Here is a 23,451-nt window from a genome sequence, read left to right on the forward strand (position 1 = left end):
CTCAAGTTTCAAAGGACAAGTTATCTCTCAAGCTATCTAACCATTTTTGAGGTGAGTCAAAGCGCATTAAAATGGACTATAGAGTGTGTATAGTTAAGGGTGAAAGGAGATTACCGATGAACGAGCAACAACGATTAGCAAGTCAGCAAGCAAATTCCTCTACGAAAAAAGAAGAGAAAGATTATAGCAAATACTTTGAAAGTGTATACCAACCACCTTCCTTAAAAGACGCGAAAAAACGAGGGAAAGAAGAAGTTAAAATTGAACGGGATTTTGGCTTACCGGAAGAGTTTCGCAATTTTGGTACAGGAAGAAAGTTCTATATTCGTACATATGGTTGTCAAATGAATGAGCATGATACAGAAGTAATGGCTGGTATTTTCACTGCACTTGGATATGAACCAACCTTTTCAACAGAAGCTGCAGACGTAGTATTATTAAATACTTGTGCCATTCGTGAAAATGCTGAAAATAAAGTGTTCGGTGAACTAGGGCATTTAAAGTCACTAAAACGAAGAAATCCGGACCTTTTAATTGGGGTATGTGGTTGCATGTCTCAAGAAGAATCTGTTGTAAATAAAATTATGCAAAAAAATCAGCATGTAGATATGGTGTTTGGAACGCATAATATTCATAGATTACCGTACATTCTAAAGGATGCAATGTTCTCGAAGGAGACGGTAGTCGAAGTTTGGTCAAAAGAAGGAGACGTAATTGAAAACCTTCCGAAAGTACGCCGTGGTGATATTAAAGCTTGGGTAAATATTATGTATGGCTGTGATAAGTTCTGTACATATTGTATCGTACCGTATACACGCGGAAAAGAGCGAAGCAGACGTCCAGAAGATATTATCCAAGAGATTCGCCATTTAGCTGCGAATGGTTATAAAGAAATTACGTTACTTGGACAGAACGTAAATGCATATGGTAAAGACTTTGAAGATATAGAATACGGTCTTGGCGATTTAATGGACGAACTCCGTAAAGTTGATATAGCTCGTATTCGTTTTACAACGAGTCATCCACGCGATTTCGATGATCACTTAATTGAAGTGCTTGGAAAAGGTGGAAACTTAGTAGAACATATTCACTTACCAGTCCAATCTGGAAGCACAGAGATGTTAAAAATTATGGCACGGAAATATTCGCGCGAGCATTATTTAGAGCTTGTAAGAAAAATTAAAGAAGCAATTCCAAACGCGGTATTAACAACTGATATTATCGTCGGTTTCCCAAATGAAACAGATGAGCAATTTGAAGAAACGATGTCGTTATATCGTGCAGTAGGATTTGATACTGCCTTTACCTTTATTTATTCTCCGCGCGAAGGTACACCAGCTGCAAAAATGAAAGATAATGTACCGATGGAAGTAAAGAAAGAACGTCTTCAACGCTTAAATGCATTAGTAAATAAATTGGCAATTGAAAAGAATGATGGTTATAAAGGTCAGATTGTAGAAGTGTTAGTTGATGGGGAAAGTAAAAATAACGCGGAAGTACTTGCAGGTTATACTCGTACGAATAAACTTGTAAACTTCGTTGCTCCAAAATCTTTAATTGGTCAGCTTGTGAAAGTAAAAGTAACGGACGCAAAAACTTGGTCTCTTAACGGAGAACTAGTTGAAGAGCCGATTGAGGTGGAATAATAGATGAAAGCATATACGAAAGATGAAATTGTTGAGCAAGCGAAAGAATTAGCAAAAATGATTTCTGAAACAGAAGAAGTTGATTTCTTTAAGAAAGCAGAGGCGCAAATTCATAAAAATGAAAATGTAAAGCGCGCAATTGATGAAATTAAAGCACTGCAAAAGCAAGCAGTAAACTTGCAACATTACGGGAAATGGGAAGCTTTGAAAAAAGTAGAAGCTGAAATTGATGCATTGCAAGATAAGTTGGATAGTATCCCAGTTGTGCAAGAATTTAAATCTTCACAAACATATGTAAATGACTTACTACAGCTAGTTGCAAGTACGATTTCTAACAACGTAACAGATGAAATATTAATTTCAACTAATGGCGATGTATTGAAGGGTGAAACGGGCGCAGCGGTAGAAAGTAAAAAAGGAAATTGTGGTTGTTAAAGAGATGTCGAATTGACATCTCTTTTTTTAGTTGGTTAAACGTAAGTTCTTCTCGAAAAAAGAATGACACATTCCGCTATTGTCACGCATATGATTAATTGAATAGTGATTGAGGAGGGTTACGAATGTCCGAATTTAGAGAGATTATTACAAAAGCGGTGGTTGGAAAAGGACGTAAGTATACAAAGTCAACGCATACATGTGAATCGAATAATGAGCCAACAAGTATTTTAGGGTGCTGGGTAATTAACCACTCGTACGAAGCAAGAAAGAATGGAAAGCATGTGGAAATTGAAGGTTTCTATGATGTGAACACTTGGTATTCATTTGATGGTAATACAAAGACAGAAGTTGTAACAGAGCGTGTGAACTACACTGATGAAGTGAGTATTGGGTATCGTGATAAAAACTTTTCTGGTGATGATTTAGAAATTATTGCTCGTGTCATTCAGCCACCAAATTGTTTAGAAGCTCTTGTATCACCAAATGGTAATAAAATTGTTGTAACTGTAGAACGTGAATTTGTAACAGAAGTAGTTGGGGAAACGAAAATTTGTGTAAGTGTAAACCCTGAAGGTTGCGTAGAATCAGACGAGGATTTCCAAGTCGATGATGATGAGTTTGAAGAGTTAGATCCGAACTTTATCGTAGATGCAGAAGAAGAGTAATAGAAAGCTAGGGAGAAGTTCTTCCTAGCTTTTTACTTTACATAAGTGATGCTTGAATGAACATGATTCCTTATGAAATGTGCTATAATGAGGAAAGACTCCTGAAATAGGAGATATGGATGTCCGTGAAATGTGACATAGATGAAAATTGATTACTATGTAAGAATTATGGAGGAAAAGTATGACGCAATATACCCCTATGATACAGCAATATTTAAAGGTTAAGGCAGACTATCAAGATGCCTTTTTATTTTTCCGATTAGGTGATTTTTATGAAATGTTCTTTGAAGATGCGGTTAAAGCAGCTCATGAACTTGAAATTACATTAACGAGCCGAGATGGTGGTAGTAGTGATCGTATACCGATGTGCGGTGTACCGCATCATGCAGCTAAAAATTATATTGAACAACTTGTTGAAAAAGGATATAAAGTAGCTGTTTGTGAGCAAGTGGAAGATCCAAAAACAGCTAAAGGTGTAGTGCGCCGTGAAGTCGTACAACTAATTACGCCAGGAACGATGATGGAAGGGCGTACGATTGATGAGAAAGAAAATAACTTCTTAGCAGCATTAACACATTTTGAAGATGGATCGTATGCTTTAGCTTGTAATGATCTAACGACTGGACAAAATACAGTAACGTTGTTAACAGGTTCAGTAGAAAATATTTTATTAGAAGTGTATGCAACTGGTTCAAAAGAAATTGTTGTAGATTCTACATTTTCAAAAGATGAATTAAATAAATTAACTGCAACATTAAAAATGACGATTTCGTATGAAGATGCAACAACGATTCCGGAAGGGTTAGAACATCTTGTGAAAAACGTTTCGCAAGCAAAGTTAATTAAAGCGGTTGGACGCTTATTTAACTATGTGATAAGAACGCAAAAACGTTCGTTAGACCATTTACAACCAGTGGAAATTTATTATACGAATCAATTTATGAAAATTGATGTGCATTCAAAGCGAAATTTAGAGCTGACAGAAACACTTCGAACGAAAGAAAAAACAGGATCATTATTATGGCTATTAGATAAAACGAAAACAGCTATGGGTGGTCGTATGTTAAAACAGTGGATGGAACGTCCACTGATCCAAAAAGAAAAAGTAGAAGAGCGTTTAGAAATGGTTGAAACATTTGTAAATGATTACTTCTTACGTGAAGATTTAAAAGAAAAATTAAAAGAAGTATATGATTTAGAACGTTTAGCAGGGAAAGTTGCATTTGGTAATGTAAATGCACGGGACTTATTACAGTTAAGACGATCTTTACTTCAAGTACCAGCTATTTTAGAAGCGATTAGTCTGTTAGATAATGCTTATGCAGCAAGGTTAATTCAAGGTGCGGATCCATGTGAGAGCTTAACTGAATTACTAGGAAGAAGTATTCAAGAAAACCCACCGCTTTCTATTAAAGATGGAGATATTATTAAAGACGGTTATAATGACAAGCTTGATCAATATCGTTACGTTAGTAAAAACGGGAAAACGTGGATTGCTGAGCTTGAAAAACGAGAGCGTGATATTACAGGAGTTAAATCGTTAAAAATCGGGTACAACCGTATTTTTGGCTACTACATTGAAGTGACGAAGGCGAATCTTGCAGCACTTCCAGAAGGGCGCTATGAGCGAAAACAAACGCTTGCCAATGCTGAACGTTTCATAACAGATGAATTAAAAGAAAAAGAAACATTAATCTTAGAAGCAGAAGAAAAAATTGTACAATTAGAATACGATTTATTTACAGCACTTCGCGAAGAAGTCAAAGTATTCATTCCGAAATTACAGCATTTAGCGAAAGTAATTAGTGAACTAGACGTACTGCAAAGTTTTGCGACAGTTAGTGAAGAAGAACAGTTTGTAAAACCTGTTTTAACAACGAAGCGCGAAATCTTTATTAAAGATGGTCGTCATCCTGTCGTTGAAAAAGTATTGAACGGGAAATTGTATGTACCGAATGATTGTATTATGCCGGAGAAGATGGATGTCTTTTTAATTACAGGACCGAACATGTCTGGTAAAAGTACGTATATGAGACAATTAGCACTTGTAACTGTTATGTCGCAAATCGGTTGTTTCGTACCAGCAACAGAAGCGGTATTACCTGTATTCGATCAAATCTTTACGAGAATTGGTGCAGCGGATGATTTAATTTCGGGTCAAAGTACATTTATGGTCGAAATGTTAGAAGCGAAAAATGCAATTGCAAATGCATCAGAAAGAAGTTTAATTTTATTCGATGAAATTGGACGCGGTACATCTACGTATGATGGTATGGCACTTGCACAAGCAATCATTGAACATATTCATGACCAAATTGGTGCGAAAACGTTATTCTCTACGCATTATCATGAATTGACGGTACTAGAAGAAAGTTTAGGGCAATTGAAGAATGTACATGTTTCAGCTATTGAAGAGAACGGAAAAGTAGTATTCCTTCATAAAATTCAAGATGGAGCAGCTGATAAAAGTTACGGAATTCACGTTGCGCAACTTGCGGAGCTTCCAGATAGCTTAATCGCTCGTGCGAAAGAAGTGTTAGCGCAACTAGAAGGACAAGAAGAAATTATTATTCCAAAGCGTACAGAAGTGAAAGTACAAGAAGTGGCTCCAGAACCATCTGTTGTAAAAGAAGAACCAGCAGAAATACAAGAGACGAAAGTAGAGACTGAGGAAGAATCGCAATTATCATTCTTTGGTGGAGAACAGTCTTCGAAAAAACAAGACAAGTCAGTTCTAGATGCAAAAGAAACGGCAGTACTTGCGCAAATTAAAAAAATTGATTTACTGGATATGACACCTTTAGAGGCGATGAACGAACTGTATCGCTTGCAGAAAAAGTTAAAGAAAGGATGAGTAAGTAGATGGGGAAAATTCGCAAACTCGATGATCAACTCTCTAACTTAATTGCGGCAGGGGAAGTAGTAGAGCGCCCTGCCTCAGTCGTAAAAGAACTTGTGGAAAATTCTATCGATGCGAATAGTACATCTATTGAAATCCACTTAGAAGAAGCTGGTTTATCAAAAATTCGCATCATTGATAATGGAGATGGCATTGCAGAAGAAGATTGTATCGTCGCTTTTGAACGACATGCAACGAGTAAAATTAAAGATGAAAACGATCTGTTCCGCATAAGAACACTCGGTTTCCGCGGTGAGGCATTGCCGAGTATTGCCTCAGTTAGTGAATTAAAATTAATCACTAGCACAGGTGATGCGCCTGGTACGCACCTTATGATTAAAGGTGGAGACATTATAAAGCAGGAGAAAACAGCGAGCCGAAAAGGAACAGATATTACAGTACAAAACTTATTCTTTAATACACCAGCGCGTCTTAAATATATGAAAACCATTCATACAGAGCTTGGGAATATTACAGATATCGTGTATCGTATTGCAATGTCACATCCAGAAGTATCGTTAAAGTTATTTCATAATGAAAAGAAATTACTTCATACATCTGGAAATGGTGATGTGAGACAAGTACTTGCATCGATTTATAGCATTCAAGTTGCGAAGAAGCTTGTTCCAATTGAAGCTGAATCTTTAGATTTCACAATTAAAGGTTATGTAACATTACCAGAAGTAACGAGAGCATCTCGTAATTATATGTCAACGATCGTAAATGGTCGTTACGTTCGAAATTTCGTATTAATGAAAGCCATTCAGCAAGGATACCATACATTATTGCCAGTTGGACGATACCCAATCGGCTTCTTATCAATTGAAATGGATCCAATGCTTGTTGACGTTAACGTACATCCAGCGAAATTAGAAGTTCGTTTTAGTAAAGAGCAAGAATTGCTAAAGCTTATTGAAGAAACATTGCAAGCAGCATTTAAAAAAATACAGCTCATCCCAGATGCAGGTGTAACAACGAAGAAAAAAGAAAAAGATGAAAGTGTGCAAGAACAATTCCAGTTTGAGCATGCGAAGCCGAAAGAGCCATCTATGCCAGACATTATTTTACCGACGGGTATGGATGAAAAACAAGAAGAACCACTGGCTGTGAAACAGCCAGCACAACTGTGGCAACCGCCGAAACAAGAATGGCAACCACCACAGTCGCTCGTACGAGAAGAACAAAGTTGGCAGCCATCTACTAAACCGATAATGGAAGAACCAATTCAAAAAGAGAAATCGTGGAACAGTAACGATGAAGACTTTGAATTAGAGGAATTGGAAGAAGAAGTTCAAGAAATAGAAGAGATTGAGATGAACGGTAATGACTTACCACCACTTTATCCAATTGGACAAATGCATGGAACATATATTTTTGCTCAAAATGATAAGGGCTTATATATGATCGACCAGCATGCAGCGCAGGAACGTATTAATTATGAATACTTCCGGGATAAAGTAGGAAGGGTAGCGCAAGAAGTACAAGAACTACTTGTACCATACCGTATTGACCTATCTCTTACTGAATTTTTACGTGTCGAAGAGCAACTAGAAGAACTGAAAAAAGTTGGACTATTCTTGGAGCAATTCGGTCATCAATCCTTTATTGTCCGCTCACATCCAACGTGGTTCCCGAAAGGGCAAGAAACAGAAATTATCGACGAAATGATGGAACAAGTCGTCAAACTAAAAAAAGTTGATATTAAAAAGTTACGTGAAGAAGCAGCTATCATGATGAGCTGTAAAGCATCGATTAAAGCGAATCAATATTTAACAAACGATCAAATATTTGCTTTACTGGAAGAACTACGTACAACAACAAATCCATACACATGTCCACACGGAAGACCAATTCTTGTGCATCATTCTACTTATGAGCTTGAGAAGATGTTTAAGAGGGTTATGTAGGGATACTGTTCATAGAGAAAAATGGTCTCTGGTTATTTTAATAAAATATAGAGAGAAATAAAAAGGAGCGATAGTAACAAGTCGCTCCTTTTTCATATAATTCTTTTGCAACTATAAACTAGAGATAACCTATTTGTAATATATATGTGCTTTCTCAATTTTTTGTAAGAAAGAGGTTTTTAATTTACAGATTTATTAGAATTATGTAAAGTGTAGATAAAACCATAAAATGGGGTGTACTTTATGTGTACTAGTTTGACATTACAGACAAAAAACGGTCAGCACCTTTTTGCAAGAACGATGGACTTCACATTAGATATGAATCAAGAAGTAATAATCATTCCTCGACATTACCAGTGGAATAATATAACTGGTGAAATCATTAATACGAAACATGCTACGGTCGGAATGGGGATTAATCATCAAGGAAGGATTATTATGGCGGACGGAGTAAATGAAGCAGGTATGACATGTGCAACACTCTATTTTCCAGGATTCGCTACTTATAGTCAAAGCATAGATGACAACAAAACGAATTTGGCTCCATTTGATTTTGTAACTTGGAGTCTGACACAATTCAATTCTGTCAAAGAGTTAAAGAAATCTGTAGATAGCCTTACCTTTTTGGATATACCATTACCGGATTTAGGACTTACGCCACCACTACATTGGATTTTAGCGGATAAATGGGGAGATTGCCTTGTACTGGAGCCGACAAGTGAAGGATTAAAATTGTATGATAACCCACTAGGAGTGATGACAAATAGTCCGGATTTTAATTGGCATTTGCAAAATTTAAGACAATATATTGGCCTTACATCGCAGCCATTCGCGCCAACTGAGTGGAGTAACTTACCATTAAGTGCTTTTGGTCAGGGGTCAGGCTCAATGGGACTTCCAGGGGATTTCACCCCGCCATCAAGATTTGTACGAGCAGCATATGGTAAACAAAACATTCAAGGTATAGATAGTGAAGAAGAGGGAGTATCGGCCCTATTTCATATTTTATCAAATTGCGAGGTTCCTAAAGGTGGAGTAATAACAGAAGAGGGTGCATTAGATAATACCATTTATACAAGCGTAATGTGTATGGAGTCCGGAACATATTATTATCATACTTACGATTGTAGACAAATTATAGCCATTCATTTATTTCATGAAAATTTAGATACAGATGAGATTAAAGCCTATCCGTTTCAGCGGAAACAAAAAATATTTTATGAAAACTAAGTTGCTTTGAAACAACGTTTGGTAAATTTTTAAATATATATAATAGAGCAATAATGGCTTATAAAAAGTAGGGGACGGAAGGGATATAATTAATAATCTAATAAGTAACCCGAATAAATATCCCTTAAGAAAAAATAGACGCAAAATATTCAAGGTTATTATATAAATTCAATCCAATGACTTCTAGGAGGTCCATTAAAGTGCTACTAGGTAAAATAAAAATGGATGTACTTTATTTATAAATAGTAAAGAACAAAAAGGTGTGGAAAATATCCATACCTTTTTTGTTCTTCTATTATCTATGTATAAAAAAGCGCCGTATATCAGCACTTTTTAAAAGTACACGAGTTGTATAAGAAAGATTTATATATTACCTATAACTATGCAAAGTCTAATATAGATTCTTATTTGATTAATTGTTATAAGGGCCTATAAGGTTATTTATTTTTATTATTATTAATTTTTTCCGTATATAACACCTGTTCTTTATAGTGTTTTTTTATTGGGAAAGTATGTGTACCAGAGCCGTTTTTGAAGTTTTTATTGATGGGATTTTTTAGCGGGATTGTTGTAGTTTCAGTAAATTCATATGGGTAGTTTATTTTAGATTTATCTTCAAACATGAAAATGCCTCCTTTTAGGATTTCCTGAATTCTTTACTATAACATGATATGCATATAGAATTTTTTTGGACTAGTTATTTATATAGGTTAGAACAATTTAATTACATAACTACTGAAATATTTTAAAGGAAAATAATTTGAGAAAGATAGTGTATGAATAGCTGTTGATTACTATTGTTGTTTTTTAGTTATTGTGATGTATTGGTATATAGGTCATCTAACAACGATTATGTGTTTTTTTGTTTGTCAGTGAAGTTAGGAGTGTATATATATTCGTTATAAATTGTTTTTATAATGTAATTTATATAGGTTTTTCCTGATAATATAATGCAGGAGATTATAGTGTTATTAGGTTATTAGGAACATTTAATGCTGTTGCATAACTGAAAGGGAATTGAAAAAAAACTGAAACTTTTCTCATAAAAATTCAATCTAACTTGAAAAATGAAAGGAAAATGAAATTTTCCAAAAGATATTCTTTGTTAAGATAAAAAGCATACATACAAAAAGTATTGACATATCTTAAAAATGTATTTTCAAGATATAGTGGGGGAAAAGATGAGAGTAGAAAAACAATTAATAAAAAAGATGTATTATGAAACATTCCTAATGGAGAATGAAACAAAACCAGCTCTTGACGTACTTGGAGAAGCTTATGTAAACGAAGAAAGAAATGAGATTTCTGATGGATCTTACATTCGTTTTGCACAAGGTGAATTTTATTATCGCCATCAAGATTTTGAAGCAGCTATTTTTAAATGGGAGAAAGTTAATAATGAATTAGCACCATGGGCACAAAAAAATATTGCGGATGCTTATTTCGAGCTTAATCAATTACCAGTTGCTGAAAATGTTTATACTTCTATTGCTACTGATAATATAATATTGATGACCGAAATTAGACTACAATTACTTTCTCTTTACATAGAGCAAAATAATTTTGACTCAGCTTTTGCTGTTATTAAAGAAGCAGTTTCTTTAAATCCGGATTATCCAAATGTCACAAAAATTGCCCGTTCCTTTTATGAGGAGCAGCAAGATTTTGATAGTGCAGTAGAGCTTGCTGTAAATGAGTTAATTCGAACAGAATCTTATCCCTGGTTTGAGGTTTTAAAAGGATATATCGATAAAGGATTTACTAGACACATTTCACCAGATTATTTTTACGAAGTATTAGTTACGTTAAATAATGTAGATCAAGTGCAATTTACGCAAATTGTTTCATCACTTTGGAATAGTTATAAAAATGAACAAAATTACTTATTATGGCTTAACACAATAAATGAATTTTTCTTACATATTGAAATACATTCGTCCGATATATGGGACAAAATTTCTTCTCTTTACGAAGGAACGTACTTTGAATTAATTCAAGGTCAATATATGCTTAAACAATTGCACGATATCATTCCAAACTTGTTAACAAATTGGTTAAAGGTAGTCAATCCATCTTATGCTGTATTTCCATCAGCAGCTGTATTGGCGTGGGATGAGATTTTCCCTTCTAAAATAGATTCAGCAAATATAAAACATGCTGAAAACCTGTTGTTATACTCCATTAATCATGTGAATGGCTTAGAGTATAGTTTACATCTTTTTGAATCTATTACACAGTGGGCACAAAAGCATAATATAGAAATGGGTCACCGATTTAGATGGTTAGTTGGCGAGCTCGCAGATTTAAGCACAAATCGCATTTTAGTAACGGGAACTTCAGGGAACGGAAAAACTACATTTATTAATTCTATATTAGGAGAAAATATAGTAGAAAAATCAACTTCAAATGTAGTAGTTTTAAAAAATGATGCTCATACAGAAATTAACGCCATAACAGACTCTGCAATTACAACAACGGAAGATATCTCTGATTACCATAATATGATGTCTCAACACCATCAAACATATAGAGATAGAGCATGTGTGGAATTTAAATTACCATGCAGATTTTTAAGTGAAAATAAACTGACATTTGTAGTTACACCTGGCTTTAATAGGAATAACGATGCTAGGGATGAGATATTCGAATATTTGAATTCTGTAGACGAATTGCTATTCGTACTGAATGCGGATTCACCTTTTACTGACAAAGAACGTGACATTCTATTAAGCATTCAAGAACATACACCAAATTTACAAATTCATTTCTTATTAAATAAAATCGATAACATTTACAGTGAAGCAGAAGTGAAAAGAGTATTATATGATACGCAAGCGAGAATAAACACATATTTCCCGCAAGCGAGAATTTTCCCTTACTCTTCGTTATATACAAGTAATCACCAATTAAATGAGTTAACTGAGTTTATTCATTTTAACTTTAATCATAAAAATATCGATGCAGAACGTACTGAAAAGCTATTGTTTTTCATTCGAAAAACAATTACATATCTGTTGGATAAACGCGTTGAGAAAGAAAATAATTTAGTGGATGCGATTAATTGGAATGAAGATATGTTAGTGAAACTAAATGGTAGCATTAATAATCTTACTGCTTTTGAGAAGGAAAAAATTCATTTCATTACACAGTCATATCGCACAATGAAAAGGGAAATTACGAATGATCTTACTGAAAATATTCCGAAGATATTACAGAGTTGTTCGGATTTAATTAGTGAAGAAAGCGATTTCGGGCACATGGATACGGAACTAAATAAAGCAATGAATGAGAGGGTGCATAAATACTTAGAACAAACGGTATTACCTAAACTTGCTCTTTCTATGCAAAATTGGATTGCAACTTCTAATAATGAGCTCCTTCAAAGTCAATCATACCTAGAAGAACTTAGTGAAGGACTTAATTCTTTATTTGGAGAAAATCGAATACAGTTAGCATGTGATTTTAAAGTGCTTGATGATTGGCGCAGAGATACGGACAGAATGACGACTAGAATACAAATGGATGAAGTAAATATTTTACGTCGATTTACGCCAGCACAATTTTTACTGAAAAGTGCCGGTAAATTATTTGGAGTTCTTCCTAAAAACAAAGGTATGCTATATAACAAATATAAACAGTATGTAGAAAATGAAGATTATACCGAGGTAACAGCTTCTATTATGAAGAAATTTTTCTTGCAATTTGAGCTATTTGAAAACACGCAAGAGAGGGATATTCATATATTCTTTAGGAATCCATTTAACTCCTTGAAACAAGCTGTAGAACACACTCATTTAGAAATACAAGAAAAACAAGAGATGTTACATAAAATGAAATCAAATCCTGAAGTCTACCATGATTCTATCAAGCTCTTTGAATTGAGATTACGTCAATGTGAAGTAATTTTAAATATAGGTGATGATCATACCTATACAGATGTAACTTTAGAAGCAAGCGTAGAATAAAAGTAAAATATATGAGGTTTTTATCCCACTTTAATGGGTAGTAAGCCCCCCACCTCAAAATTCAGCGAAAGCAAAGAAGTTAGGTGGGGGATCAACTGTCCATTAAAGTCCGATTGGTGAGGGCTGATAATCAGTGGGGGATGAAGAAAACCCCCACTGATTAAAAGTTTCACTTTATATGACATTGCATCATATGTTATAAGAGAGTAAAAGGGAGCAACTGTAATGAGTTGCTCCCTTTTCATATTTACATTATTTTTCAGTCTTTTTAATTTTAGTTTGTACTTCGCCAGTTTTCATTTTATTACTTTCTGAGAAACGTAATAAATCGCCTTCGATGATTTTGTCAGACATTCGTAATTCATTTTGTGCACGGTTAATGAGTGCTTGTGCTTCTTTTTTTGGTAAATCTACAATTTCACCTGTTATGCGGTCATAGAAAGTATTGTTTGTGTATGCATACTTGTCTGTAATAAAGCTACCATCACGTAAAACGACAAAACCGGTATATTCATCTGAAAACATATCATGGCCAAAACGAATATCGTTCGTAGTATCAATCCCAAGTAAATTTAGAATAGTAGGTTTCATATCGATTTGTCCCGTAGGCTTTGAAATCGTTTGACCTTCTGTTTGACCAGGCATATGAATATATAAAGGTGTGCGTTGTAAATTTAAAGTGTCAAATTCTGTTATTTGATCTTTTTCTAAAAACTGTGCCATTGCACGATTATGTTTTTCAGAAATACCATAATGATCACCGTATAACACAATAATAGAATCATCATACATTCCCTCGGCTTTTAAACGCTCAATAAATTTTTTAATGGATTCGTCTAAGTAACGTGCTGTTACGATATAACGATCAAATACGCCATTACCAGAGTTATATGGTTCAATGAATTTTGTATCTTCATCATACGTAAATGGATAATGGTTCGTTAAAGTAAGGAAACGAGCGTAAAATGGTTGGTCAACAGTTTTTAATATATCTACTGATTGATCAAAGTATTCGATATCTTTTAATCCCCAATTTAAATTTGTTTCGGGCGTAATTTTGTAATCAAGTTCGTTATAGTAACGATCATAACCGAGAGCAGAGTACATGATATTGCGATTCCAAAATGTTGCATTATTCGCATGGAATACAGAAGTGAAATAACCTTGCTGACGTAAAATTTCTGGAGTCGCAGTATAATCATTGTTACCGTGCGTGAAAAATACAGCTCCTCGATTTAATGGATATAACGAAGTATCGATTAGAAATTCAGAATCGGATGTTTTTCCTTGCCCAGTTTGGTGGAAAAAGTTATCGAAGTAATAGCTTTCATTTATAAATTCATTCAAGAATGGTGTAACTTCTTGACCGTTAACTGATGCACCTATTAAGAAGGTTTGCAAGGATTCAAGAGTAACAACAATTACATTTTTTCCTTTCGCTGCACCAAACATGTTAGGATTCGGTTCACTTTGGTTTGCCTTTACGTAGTTTTCAGTTTCTTGTAATTTGCTACTATCAGCAAGTGCCTTTTGCGACCCTGCTTTTACTTGCAGTGTTAAATCATATACTTGATGAGTGTATAGTCCTAAGTTTTTAACAAGCATGACTCGGTCAAATGATCTCGTTAATAGTTCAGGTCGTTCTTTTTCTGCAAGATGTAGATTTGCAAAAAACACACCAATCGTTAAAAGAAAATATAACAAGCGTGCCGGATGAGTTACACGTCCTGTTTGGAAGACTAGTGCCTTCTTCTTTAACAAAATAAAGAAGAAAATAATGTCTACGAAAGCGAGTATAATTTTATAGTTCAATATCTCTATAATACTGCCGCCTAATTGACCAAAGTTTGATGTTTGCCCAAGTACTGGTAACGTTACGAAATCACTATAAAAATCATAGAACATGACATTCCCAACGAGTACGATTGTTAATAAGAAATTAATACATAGCGCTATATAATTTCGCTTTTCACCGGTTGCAAATAATGCTAATCCGACAAAAGCTAATGATGTAGCGAGTGGGCTAATAAATAAAATAAGCTCTTGTGTAGAAGACTCAATTTTTAAATCAAAACTGAATCTTGTAATAAGATATGTTTTTAACCATACTGCTAAAGCAATTATTAAAACAAAGCTTATATTTTGCATTTGTAAATTAATTTTATTTTTCATTGTTACACCTTCTTTATACAATTTATTTAACTTGTGTTATATATTATATTTTTATAACTATTGGAGTGTAATGAATCATTCAGCTTATGCTTCTAAAGGTCATAATATGAAGTATTCATATACGTACAATGGGGAATTTTAAAGCATAAATCTATTTTTTAGAAACAGAATAGAAAAAATCATCGTTGTAGTAAAAAATACTTATAGACATCCTAACATATTAAACACTATGATGATGTTACAAAATATCGAACAAATGAAAGTGGAAATGAATAGAGGCTTTTAAAACTATTGACATTCAATTTGTTAGAATTGAATGTCAATAGCTATGTTAAATATGTATCTCGTAAAATCCTGATTTCTGGCAGGAGAATCGTTAGTAAGTTATTACTATGGAAGTTAAAATATTTAATTACAATCTGAATGAAGGAAATTAAATATGAGATAAATATTTTCCAACATACAACCCACTTGCAGCAGCTTGAGATAAGGAATGGGTGACGCCGGAACAATCTCCAACTAAAAATAGCCCATTTACACTTGTTTCAAAATGGTTATTGAGTTTTATCCTAGGAGCATAAAACTTTCCGTCAATTCCATATAACAAAGTATCTTTATCAACCGGTTCTTGGATAAATTGTTCTAAGCGTAATAAAAACTCTTTAAGCCCTTCAATATATAATGGAGGAATTTCTGCATGCAAATCGCCATAATCTCCTTGTAGTGTAGGATGTATACGGTTATGTTTCATGCCGTCCTCTGTTGTAGGCTGTTCATTTAGTAAGTCTTCTAAGCGCTGAATAACAATCCGATCTCGTCCTTGGTTAATGTTTTTAATGATTGAACTTGCGTATATATTTGCTTCTTTGAGAGTGGAAAAATAGCGCGGGATAAATAAAGTGAAATTTAAGTTAGGTGTGCCAGTTCCTTTCTCTCGAAAATTTTGACCGTCAGGCATAACTAAACCTTCTTCGTACTTTCTAATGATACGTCCTTTCGGATTCATACAGTACGTAGTTGCAGTGAAGTGTTCATGCTCATAAGAAAGTTTTGTCTCAAATGTATCTTTTAATATAGAACGTAATTGGTGTTCTTTCATCTCTACTCGAATACCTAAATCTACACGAGTTTGTTCCTGAGAAATATTGAGAGAAGTGCACATTTCTTTTAACCAATCCGCTCCGGAACGTCCAGTTGCAAATACTAGTTGCTTAGATTGAACTGTTCCTTGATTTGTCTCCATTGTAAAATGATCTTTCTGTTTCATAATATGTTGTACATCTATATGAAATTGTATATTTATTTTCGTAAGTAAAAATTCATAGAGCTGCTGAAAAATCTCCCTTGAAAGGGTAGTGCCAAGATGCCTTACTTCTGTTGTTAGCATTTGTAAGCCACACGCTTCAGCTCTTTTATTGAGAGTTGGATTTTCTGTAGAATATTTTGAAACAGAACTTCCTCCGAACTGACATAGAATTTCATCTACTTCAGCCATAAGTTGTGGAAAGCCCTCTTTACCGACTTTTTGCTCAAGTTCGCCGCCAAATCCGTTTGTATAATTAAATTTCCCTTCAGATTTTCCTAAACCACCAAACCCGAAATATTTAGCACATGTAGTACAAGTACACGCTTTTCCCTCGTCTAAAGGACAATGACGATCTTCTAGCGCTTTACCTTTATCCAGAATTAAAACCTTTTTGTTACTTTTAGCTAGTGAATAAGCCATAAAAATGCTACTTACTCCAGCGCCGATAATTGTAACATCATACATATTCTTTCACCTGCTAACGAATAGTTTGTTTTTATTTCTCTAGTGTATAACAATATTATGAAGTTAAGAAATAGCTTTTATTAATAAAGAGGGAGTTTTTGAACTTGATGCTTCTTTAATTTTTCGGAGTGATGGAGTAAATACAAATGTCTTTATTTAAAAGAAGAAATAGTTTTCAAAGATCACTATGTCATATGATAAATAAATTCTTACATATAAAAAAACAGACCTTTTAAGTGAAGAGGTCTGTTAATGATTTCAAATGTTATTTAGCGAAGACGTGGTTACCGATTACTGCTACTGTTTGACGTGTCGTAATCCATTTGTCTGTTGATGTTTTCGGATTATAGAAATAAAGCCAGTCAGAATGTATTCCCTTTGTGGAGATAGCCTCTTCTACTGCCATTTTTGCTTCTGGGCTTGCAGGATGATTAATTCTTCCATCTGTAACAGGAGTAAAGGCATAGCCGTGTTTAATAGGTTCATAAATAACACCGGTTATTGTATTTGGAAAACCTTTTGCGTTTACACGATTTAGTATAACTTTTGCTACAGCTACTTTACCTTTATAGGATTCGCCACCTGCTTCAGCGGTAACTAAGCGTGCCATTAAGTCTTTTTCTTTTTCTGAAATACTTGAGTTAATTTTTAAATGTTGTCCTGTATAAAGGTTGTTTCCAATTTTATTGTTAATTTGTTTTATAGATTGAACGGTAACATTGTAACGCTTTGCTATCGTTTCTAATGAATCTCCCTGTTGTACTTGATAAATAATTTGTCCAGAAATGTTCGCAGGTCTGGCGTTTTGACGAACGGTGATTTCATTTGAGTTCGTGGACCACGGAATATGTAACTGCTCACCAATAAAAGTTTGATCGTTTCCTTTATTATTAGCCTGTTTAATGGATTGTATGGAAACTCCATATTGTTTACTAATGCCCCAAAGTGTATCATTCTTTTTTACTGTATGAATGGTAGATGCTTCAGCTGTGCCTTGATTACATACGAATGTAATTGCAGCTGCAGATAAAGGTATTATATGTTTTATTTTTAATAATTTCATTGTAAATCCTCCTAGAAAAAATTAAGGTGAAACGATTAAGTAATGTAGTTCAGAATGTCTATATGTAATATTTTAATGTAAGTATATTAGCACATATAAAATAAATAATCATTATAAGTTTCTTATTTATTTAGTGTAGAGTCCGAATATGAAATATTGCATACGAAAATACATTGAAGTTCCTTTGAATTTTGCTAATTTAATATATGTGAATGATTTTTAACTTTACTTCTATGCAATATTTCATAATGATGAAATGTTATTTATTTTTTATGAACTAGATTATATTATATTCAATAAGTTTGATGTAAAACAGAAAAAGGAGGAATAATAGTGAGCAATAATAATTTTATTTTGAAATTATTCATATGTAGTATGATATTTATCACATTTGTATTTGCTTTACATGATAAGCGAGTCGTTGCAGCTAGCCCTGTTAATGAGCTTGAAAATTGGTCAAAGTGGATGCAACCTATACCTGATAATATCCCATTAGCACGAATTTCAATTCCAGGAACACATGATAGCGGGACGTTCAAATTACAAAATCCAATAAAGCAAGTATGGGGAATGACGCAAGAATATGATTTTCGTTACCAAATGGATCATGGAGCTCGTATTTTTGATATAAGAGGACGTTTAACAGATGATAATACGATAGTCCTTCATCATGGACCATTATATCTTTATGTAACACTGCATGAATTCATAAACGAAGCGAAAAAATTTTTAAAAGATAACCCAAGTGAAACGATTATTATGTCTTTAAAAAAAGAGTATGAGGATATGAAAGGAGCAGAGGGTTCCTTTAGTAATACATTTGAAAAAAGTTATTTTGTTGATCCTATCTTTTTAAAAACAGAAGGAAATATAAAACTTGGAGATGCTCGTGGGAAAATTGTACTACTAAAAAGATATGATGGTAGTAATGAATCTGGAGGATATAATAATTTTTATTGGCCAGATAATGAGACGTTTACGACAACTGTAAATCAAAATATAAATGTAACAGTACAAGATAAATATAAAGTGGGCTATGATGAAAAGATAAAATCTATTAAAGATACGATACATGAAACGATGAACAATAGTGAGGATTTAAATCATCTATATATTAATTTTACAAGCTTGTCTTCTGGTGGTACAGCATGGAATAGTCCATATTACTACGCCTCTTATATAAACCCTGAAATTGCAAACCATATAAAACAAAAGAATCCTACAAGAGTAGGGTGGATCATTCAAGACTATATAAATGAAAATTGGTCACCATTGTTGTATCAAGAAGTTATAAGAGCGAATAAGTCACTTATAAAAGAATAAAAATGATGAGAGTAAGAAGCGATAAAATACGTCGCTTCTTTTTGTTTTCCAAAATCCAACATTAGATATCATACTTTCATGATAGAAAAAAATAAAAATATACGATATAATCATACATATGAAATTTGTACCTATAAATTTTATATGTATATATAAATTTGATTTGTTGTAATGAAATGGAGGTATATAACATGAAGTTTCCACATGATTTTTTATTCGGAGCTGCTTCAGCTTCTTATCAAGTAGAAGGTGCATGGAATGAGGATGGAAAAGGTGTTACGAATTGGGATGAGTTTTCCAAAATTCCTGGCAAAACATACAATGGAACAAATGGTGATGTAGCTGTTGATCATTATCACCAATATAAAGAAGATGTTCGCTTAATGGCTGAGATGGGGTTAGAATCGTATCGTTTTTCTATTTCTTGGGCGAGAATATTGCCGACTGGAGATGGAGAGGTAAATGAAAAAGGAATCGAATTTTATAACAAATTAATTGATGAATGTTTAAAATACGGGATTGTACCATTTGTCACTTTATATCATTGGGATTTACCATTACCGTTGGAAAAAGATGGTGGATGGACGAATAAACGAACAGCAGAAGCTTTCGTAAAATACGCAGAAATTTGTTTTAAGGCATTTGGTGATAGAGTTAAACATTGGATTACTTTTAATGAGACAGTAATGTTTTGTGGATTAGGTTATTTAAAAGGAGCACATCCACCAGGGATACAAAATGATGTTCCAAAGTATTTTCAAGCGACGCATTATGTATTTTATGCACATGCGAAAACAGTTGCGGTGTACAAGCAGCTGAAACAATATGGGGAAATTGGGATTACACATGTTTTCTTACCTGCTTATAGTATGGATGGTCAAAAAGAAAATATACTGGCAGCAAGGCATGCGAATGAATATGAAACGTATTGGTATTATGATCCAGTTTTAAAAGGTGAGTATCCGTCTTATGTTGTACAACAATTAAAGAAAAAAGGATGGACTCCTAATTGGACGGTTGAAGAATTAGAAATCATTAAACAAAATGCTGAAAAGAATGATTTTATTGGCTTAAATTATTATCAACCAATACGAGTAGAAAGATACGATATGGATATAAATGACGGGGAGCATTCTCGAGAAAACTCAACACTTGCTCCAGGTAATCCTTCTTTTGATGGTTTTTATCGAACAGTTAAAATGGATGATAAAACATATACGAAATGGGGATGGGAAATATCTCCCGAAGGTTTCTTAGATGGATTACACATGTTGAAAGATCGTTACGGTGACATAAAGATGTATGTAACGGAAAATGGACTTGGTGATGAAGATCCAATCATTGACGGAGAAATTGTAGATGTTCCGAGAATTAAATTTATTGAAGAGCATTTAAAAGTAATAAAGCGTGCAATTGAAGAGGGAATCAATTTAAAAGGTTATTATGCATGGTCAGTGATTGACCTTTTAAGTTGGTTAAATGGATACAAAAAGCAATATGGCTTTATTTTTGTCGATCATAATGATAACTTAAAACGTAAGAAGAAACTTTCGTTTCATTGGTATAAACATGTGATCGAAACGAGAGGAGAAGAGTTATAACAGATAAAAGAGTATTTTAGGAGACAGTGTATGAGTGCAAAGTATAAACAAATTGCAGATGTGTTAGAGCAAAACATTCGAGACGGGCTTTTTAATGAAACGAAAAAACTGCCTACAGAAGAAGCGTTAATGAATCGATTTGAAGTAAGCCGTAATACGATACGTAAAGTAATTAGTCAGCTTGTGAATAGAGGTTATATTTTTCAAGTGCAAGGCAGTGGCATGTTTTTACGCGAAACTTCTGTAACAGATTATATTAATTTAGGAAGTTTGCGTGGATTAACGAAAAATCTCGTTTCGCAAAATATTGAAACGAAAGTGTTAGAACTTGAAGTAATAGGTGCGGACGAAGAGATCGCAAAGCGGATGCAATGTGAAGCTGGAACTAGGATATATTTTTTGAAGCGTTTAAGAATTGTAGATGGAAAACCATTCTCTATTGAAGTAAGTTATTTCAAAAAGGATATTATTCCATATTTGAATGAAGAAATAGCATTAAGCTCTGTATACAGTTATTTTATTGAAGATTTACGATTAAACATAGGTTTTGCCGATAAGGTAATTAGTTGTGAAAAAGTAAATAAAGAAAATGCAAAGCTTCTAGAAATAAATGAAGGTGATCCGGCGCTTCTTATTGAAAATACAGTTTGTCTTGTAAACGGGACAATTTTCGAATTATCTCAATCGATGTTTCATTATGAAAAGACTAAACTTTTAAATCGGATCAATTTCAAGTGAAAATGAATATAATTAACTTTGCTAAAAAGCAACTGATCATAACGGATCAGTTGCTTTTTATTTTCAAAGTGGATGAGCAAAAAAACACGAAAGTGGTTGGTCCGTTTTTTGCGAACATCCATTATGATAAGAGAAGAAAGGTAGTATGTTATTAACGTTTTAAAGAGGAGTTTCTTTATTAAAATAGCTTGTCTTTAGAGAGGTGAAAATACAATGATTTTTGCAATTTCACTAGTGGTAATTATTGTGATTGGATCGCTGTTTGGGACCGTGCTAGTTGCACGAAATGTGGAGGAGAATTACGGGGAATCTACAAAGAGAAATGTGAAAAACTTATCAACTATTTATATTCTTCTTCTTTTCGTACTACTTGTTGGGGTAACTTGGTATGCAGTAGTGATTTAATAGTTTTGAAAGAAAAAGGTTAACATTGTGTATGAAGAAGGTATGCAAGAAACAGTTGAGTAGTTAGAGGAAGAACCGTTTTGGATATATCCATTTAAGGATAAGAAAATGTGACTGATTCATACTATTATTACTTAAATAAGGGATAGTTCGTTTTGAGAGGGGGCAACAAGGTGGAATGGAAACCAAATCGTGCAGATAAGACGCCTGTATATAAACAAATAGCGGATTATATTGAAAGGGGTATTTCTTCAGGTGAGTTTCCTTCTGACAGTAAGTTACCTTCTGAGCGTATGTTAGCAAAAGAGTTACAGGTGAACCGAAGTACGATAGTAGCTGCATATGAAGAATTAAAATCACTTGGAGTAGTAGAACGCCAAAAAGGAAGCGGGACAAGGGTGAATACAGACATATGGGGTGTTTCACATAAACGAATACCGAACTGGGGTAGGTACGTTGAGGATGGATCGTTCTTACCTAATGTACCACTCGTTCAACAAATTAGAACGGAAACACAAAAAGACGACTTAATTAATTTAGCGAGTGGTGAATTGTCACCAGAATTAATTCCGAGTGATAGATTCCGAACGATTTTGTCAGAGAAAACATTTATGGAAAACCTCGGTTATGACCATCCACTTGGAAATGAAATGTTGAGAAAAACAATTGCAGCACATGTTCAGCAATATAAACAAATTGAAGCAGATTCGAATTCTATCCTTATTACATCTGGCGCACAACAGGCACTTAATCTTATCGTTCAATGCTTATTAAAACCAGGAGATGCGATTGCAATTGAGGACCCTTCTTATTGTTTTTCATTGCCGATGTTTAAATCTGCTGGCCTAAAAATATTCCATTTACCTGTGGATCAGCATGGAATGAATCCAAATGATTTAATTGATTTGCATAAAAAACATCGTATTCGCATGGTGTTTTTGAATCCAGATTATCAAAATCCAACCGGAACTGTGCTTTCATTAGCAAGACGTAAAAAGATATTGGAACTGTCTTCTGAATTTGGGATTCCTATTGTAGAAGATGATCCGTATAGTTTAACGTCATTTAATGGAGAAGTGAATCCAACATTAAAATCAATGGATCAAAACGGTAATGTTCTTTATATAAGTTCATTATCAAAAATTGTTGCATCAGGCTTACGTATTGGCTGGGTAATTGGTCCTACGCGTGTAATAGAACGTTTAGCGGATGCGAAGCAGCAAGTTGATTTTGGGCATAGTGTATTTACGCAGTGGGTGGCAAATCAGTTTTTAGAATCAGAAGATTTTCATGCACATATTACAATGCTCCGTAGACAATTGAAAGAAAGAAGAGATGTGTTAATTAGAAAGCTTGAAGAAATATTAGGGGACCAGGTTGAATTTTTTGTTCCAGAGGGTGGAATACATTTATGGTGCAAAGTGCAAGGAACGTTTGATGAATATCATTTGTTAGGCGAATCTATACGAAATGGTGTAGCGTTTGTCCCGGGAAGTGTTTTAGGTACTAATAGTGAATATATTCGTTTTACTTTTGGGAGAGTAAATGCCGAACAAATTCACCTAGGAATGACGAGGTTTGCGGAAACGTTACATGAGATTTCATAATAGTGATGCATAATATTGAAA

General features: G+C 34.0%; 16 protein-coding genes. 12 read left to right on the forward strand and 4 right to left on the reverse strand.

From position 1 onward, the window contains the following. Positions 1–116 precede the first annotated feature (116 nt). The 6 genes from miaB to ACTFOB_RS11795 all read left to right on the forward strand — a co-directional run bounded on the left by miaB (position 117) and on the right by ACTFOB_RS11795 (position 8,785). Positions 117–1,646 (forward strand): tRNA (N6-isopentenyl adenosine(37)-C2)-methylthiotransferase MiaB, encoded by a 1,530-nt coding sequence (gene miaB, locus ACTFOB_RS11770; protein WP_440026045.1) that lies wholly within the window; start codon positions 117–119, stop codon positions 1,644–1,646. A gap of 3 nt (positions 1,647–1,649) precedes the next feature. Next, positions 1,650–2,081, forward strand: a complete 432-nt coding sequence (locus tag ACTFOB_RS11775) for a RicAFT regulatory complex protein RicA family protein (protein WP_060631942.1) — start codon at positions 1,650–1,652, stop codon at positions 2,079–2,081. Positions 2,082–2,206: 125 nt separating this feature from the next. Continuing rightward, a complete protein-coding gene (gene cotE / locus ACTFOB_RS11780) occupies positions 2,207–2,749 on the forward strand; it encodes an outer spore coat protein CotE (RefSeq protein ID WP_001288802.1) in 543 nt (180 codons plus the stop codon). 181 nt (positions 2,750–2,930) lie between these two features. Then, positions 2,931–5,603 (forward strand): DNA mismatch repair protein MutS, encoded by a 2,673-nt coding sequence (mutS, locus tag ACTFOB_RS11785; RefSeq protein ID WP_440026047.1) that lies wholly within the window; start codon positions 2,931–2,933, stop codon positions 5,601–5,603. Positions 5,604–5,611: 8 nt separating this feature from the next. After that, on the forward strand, positions 5,612–7,555 hold the full coding sequence (gene mutL, locus ACTFOB_RS11790; RefSeq protein ID WP_151632570.1) for a DNA mismatch repair endonuclease MutL: 1,944 nt from the start codon (positions 5,612–5,614) through the stop codon (positions 7,553–7,555). Positions 7,556–7,798: 243 nt separating this feature from the next. Continuing rightward, a complete protein-coding gene (locus ACTFOB_RS11795) occupies positions 7,799–8,785 on the forward strand; it encodes a choloylglycine hydrolase family protein (RefSeq protein ID WP_440026048.1) in 987 nt (328 codons plus the stop codon). 437 nt (positions 8,786–9,222) lie between these two features. On the opposite strand, the gene ACTFOB_RS11800 is transcribed toward ACTFOB_RS11795, so the two are convergent. Next, positions 9,223–9,408, reverse strand: a complete 186-nt coding sequence (locus ACTFOB_RS11800) for a hypothetical protein (RefSeq protein ID WP_000461128.1) — start codon at positions 9,406–9,408, stop codon at positions 9,223–9,225. 558 nt (positions 9,409–9,966) lie between these two features. Here ACTFOB_RS11800 and ACTFOB_RS11805 point away from each other — a divergent pair. Beyond that, positions 9,967–12,750, forward strand: coding sequence for a dynamin family protein (locus tag ACTFOB_RS11805; protein WP_440026050.1), 2,784 nt, complete (start codon positions 9,967–9,969; stop codon positions 12,748–12,750). A gap of 252 nt (positions 12,751–13,002) precedes the next feature. Here ACTFOB_RS11805 and ACTFOB_RS11810 read toward each other — a convergent pair whose 3' ends face one another. From ACTFOB_RS11810 to ACTFOB_RS11820, 3 genes are all read right to left on the reverse strand, one after another. After that, a complete protein-coding gene (locus ACTFOB_RS11810; protein ID WP_440026051.1) occupies positions 13,003–14,922 on the reverse strand; it encodes an LTA synthase family protein in 1,920 nt (639 codons plus the stop codon). A 433-nt stretch (positions 14,923–15,355) separates the two neighbouring features. Continuing rightward, positions 15,356–16,693, reverse strand: coding sequence for an NAD(P)/FAD-dependent oxidoreductase (locus ACTFOB_RS11815; RefSeq protein ID WP_440026053.1), 1,338 nt, complete (start codon positions 16,691–16,693; stop codon positions 15,356–15,358). A gap of 265 nt (positions 16,694–16,958) precedes the next feature. Then, positions 16,959–17,756 carry a cell wall hydrolase gene (locus ACTFOB_RS11820; RefSeq protein WP_151632558.1) on the reverse strand — a complete coding sequence of 266 codons (798 nt, stop codon included), beginning with the start codon at positions 17,754–17,756 and terminating at the stop codon, positions 16,959–16,961. Positions 17,757–18,089: 333 nt separating this feature from the next. Between ACTFOB_RS11820 and plcA the strand changes: the two genes are divergently transcribed. From plcA to pdxR, 5 genes are all read left to right on the forward strand, one after another. After that, positions 18,090–19,079: a phosphatidylinositol diacylglycerol-lyase gene (gene plcA / locus ACTFOB_RS11825; protein ID WP_440026055.1), complete on the forward strand. Its 990-nt coding sequence runs from the start codon at positions 18,090–18,092 to the stop codon at positions 19,077–19,079. Between the two features lie 191 nt (positions 19,080–19,270). Beyond that, positions 19,271–20,680 (forward strand): glycoside hydrolase family 1 protein, encoded by a 1,410-nt coding sequence (locus ACTFOB_RS11830; RefSeq protein ID WP_151632554.1) that lies wholly within the window; start codon positions 19,271–19,273, stop codon positions 20,678–20,680. A gap of 30 nt (positions 20,681–20,710) precedes the next feature. Further along, on the forward strand, positions 20,711–21,418 hold the full coding sequence (locus ACTFOB_RS11835) for a GntR family transcriptional regulator (protein ID WP_151632552.1): 708 nt from the start codon (positions 20,711–20,713) through the stop codon (positions 21,416–21,418). A gap of 213 nt (positions 21,419–21,631) precedes the next feature. Beyond that, positions 21,632–21,823, forward strand: coding sequence for a hypothetical protein (locus ACTFOB_RS11840; RefSeq protein ID WP_151632550.1), 192 nt, complete (start codon positions 21,632–21,634; stop codon positions 21,821–21,823). Between the two features lie 173 nt (positions 21,824–21,996). Continuing rightward, positions 21,997–23,430 (forward strand): MocR-like pyridoxine biosynthesis transcription factor PdxR, encoded by a 1,434-nt coding sequence (gene pdxR, locus ACTFOB_RS11845; protein ID WP_440026058.1) that lies wholly within the window; start codon positions 21,997–21,999, stop codon positions 23,428–23,430. Positions 23,431–23,451 lie beyond the last annotated feature (21 nt).

Origin of the sequence: Bacillus cereus group sp. MYBK79-1 (assembly GCF_051915365.1) — a bacterium.
Taxonomy (GTDB): domain Bacteria; phylum Bacillota; class Bacilli; order Bacillales; family Bacillaceae_G; genus Bacillus_A.

Bases quoted from the DNA above. Each gene is read 5' to 3' on its own strand.
- miaB (WP_440026045.1), top strand. From the start codon at position 117: ATGAACGAGCAACAACGATTAGCAAGTCAGCAAGCAAATTCCTCTACG.
- ACTFOB_RS11775 (WP_060631942.1), top strand. From the start codon at position 1,650: ATGAAAGCATATACGAAAGATGAAATTGTTGAGCAAGCGAAAGAATTA.
- cotE (WP_001288802.1), top strand. From the start codon at position 2,207: ATGTCCGAATTTAGAGAGATTATTACAAAAGCGGTGGTTGGAAAAGGA.
- mutS (WP_440026047.1), top strand. From the start codon at position 2,931: ATGACGCAATATACCCCTATGATACAGCAATATTTAAAGGTTAAGGCA.
- mutL (WP_151632570.1), top strand. From the start codon at position 5,612: ATGGGGAAAATTCGCAAACTCGATGATCAACTCTCTAACTTAATTGCG.
- ACTFOB_RS11795 (WP_440026048.1), top strand. From the start codon at position 7,799: ATGTGTACTAGTTTGACATTACAGACAAAAAACGGTCAGCACCTTTTT.
- ACTFOB_RS11800 (WP_000461128.1), bottom strand. From the start codon at position 9,408: ATGTTTGAAGATAAATCTAAAATAAACTACCCATATGAATTTACTGAA.
- ACTFOB_RS11805 (WP_440026050.1), top strand. From the start codon at position 9,967: ATGAGAGTAGAAAAACAATTAATAAAAAAGATGTATTATGAAACATTC.
- ACTFOB_RS11810 (WP_440026051.1), bottom strand. From the start codon at position 14,922: ATGAAAAATAAAATTAATTTACAAATGCAAAATATAAGCTTTGTTTTA.
- ACTFOB_RS11815 (WP_440026053.1), bottom strand. From the start codon at position 16,693: ATGTATGATGTTACAATTATCGGCGCTGGAGTAAGTAGCATTTTTATG.
- ACTFOB_RS11820 (WP_151632558.1), bottom strand. From the start codon at position 17,756: ATGAAATTATTAAAAATAAAACATATAATACCTTTATCTGCAGCTGCA.
- ACTFOB_RS11830 (WP_151632554.1), top strand. From the start codon at position 19,271: ATGAAGTTTCCACATGATTTTTTATTCGGAGCTGCTTCAGCTTCTTAT.
- ACTFOB_RS11835 (WP_151632552.1), top strand. From the start codon at position 20,711: ATGAGTGCAAAGTATAAACAAATTGCAGATGTGTTAGAGCAAAACATT.
- ACTFOB_RS11840 (WP_151632550.1), top strand. From the start codon at position 21,632: ATGATTTTTGCAATTTCACTAGTGGTAATTATTGTGATTGGATCGCTG.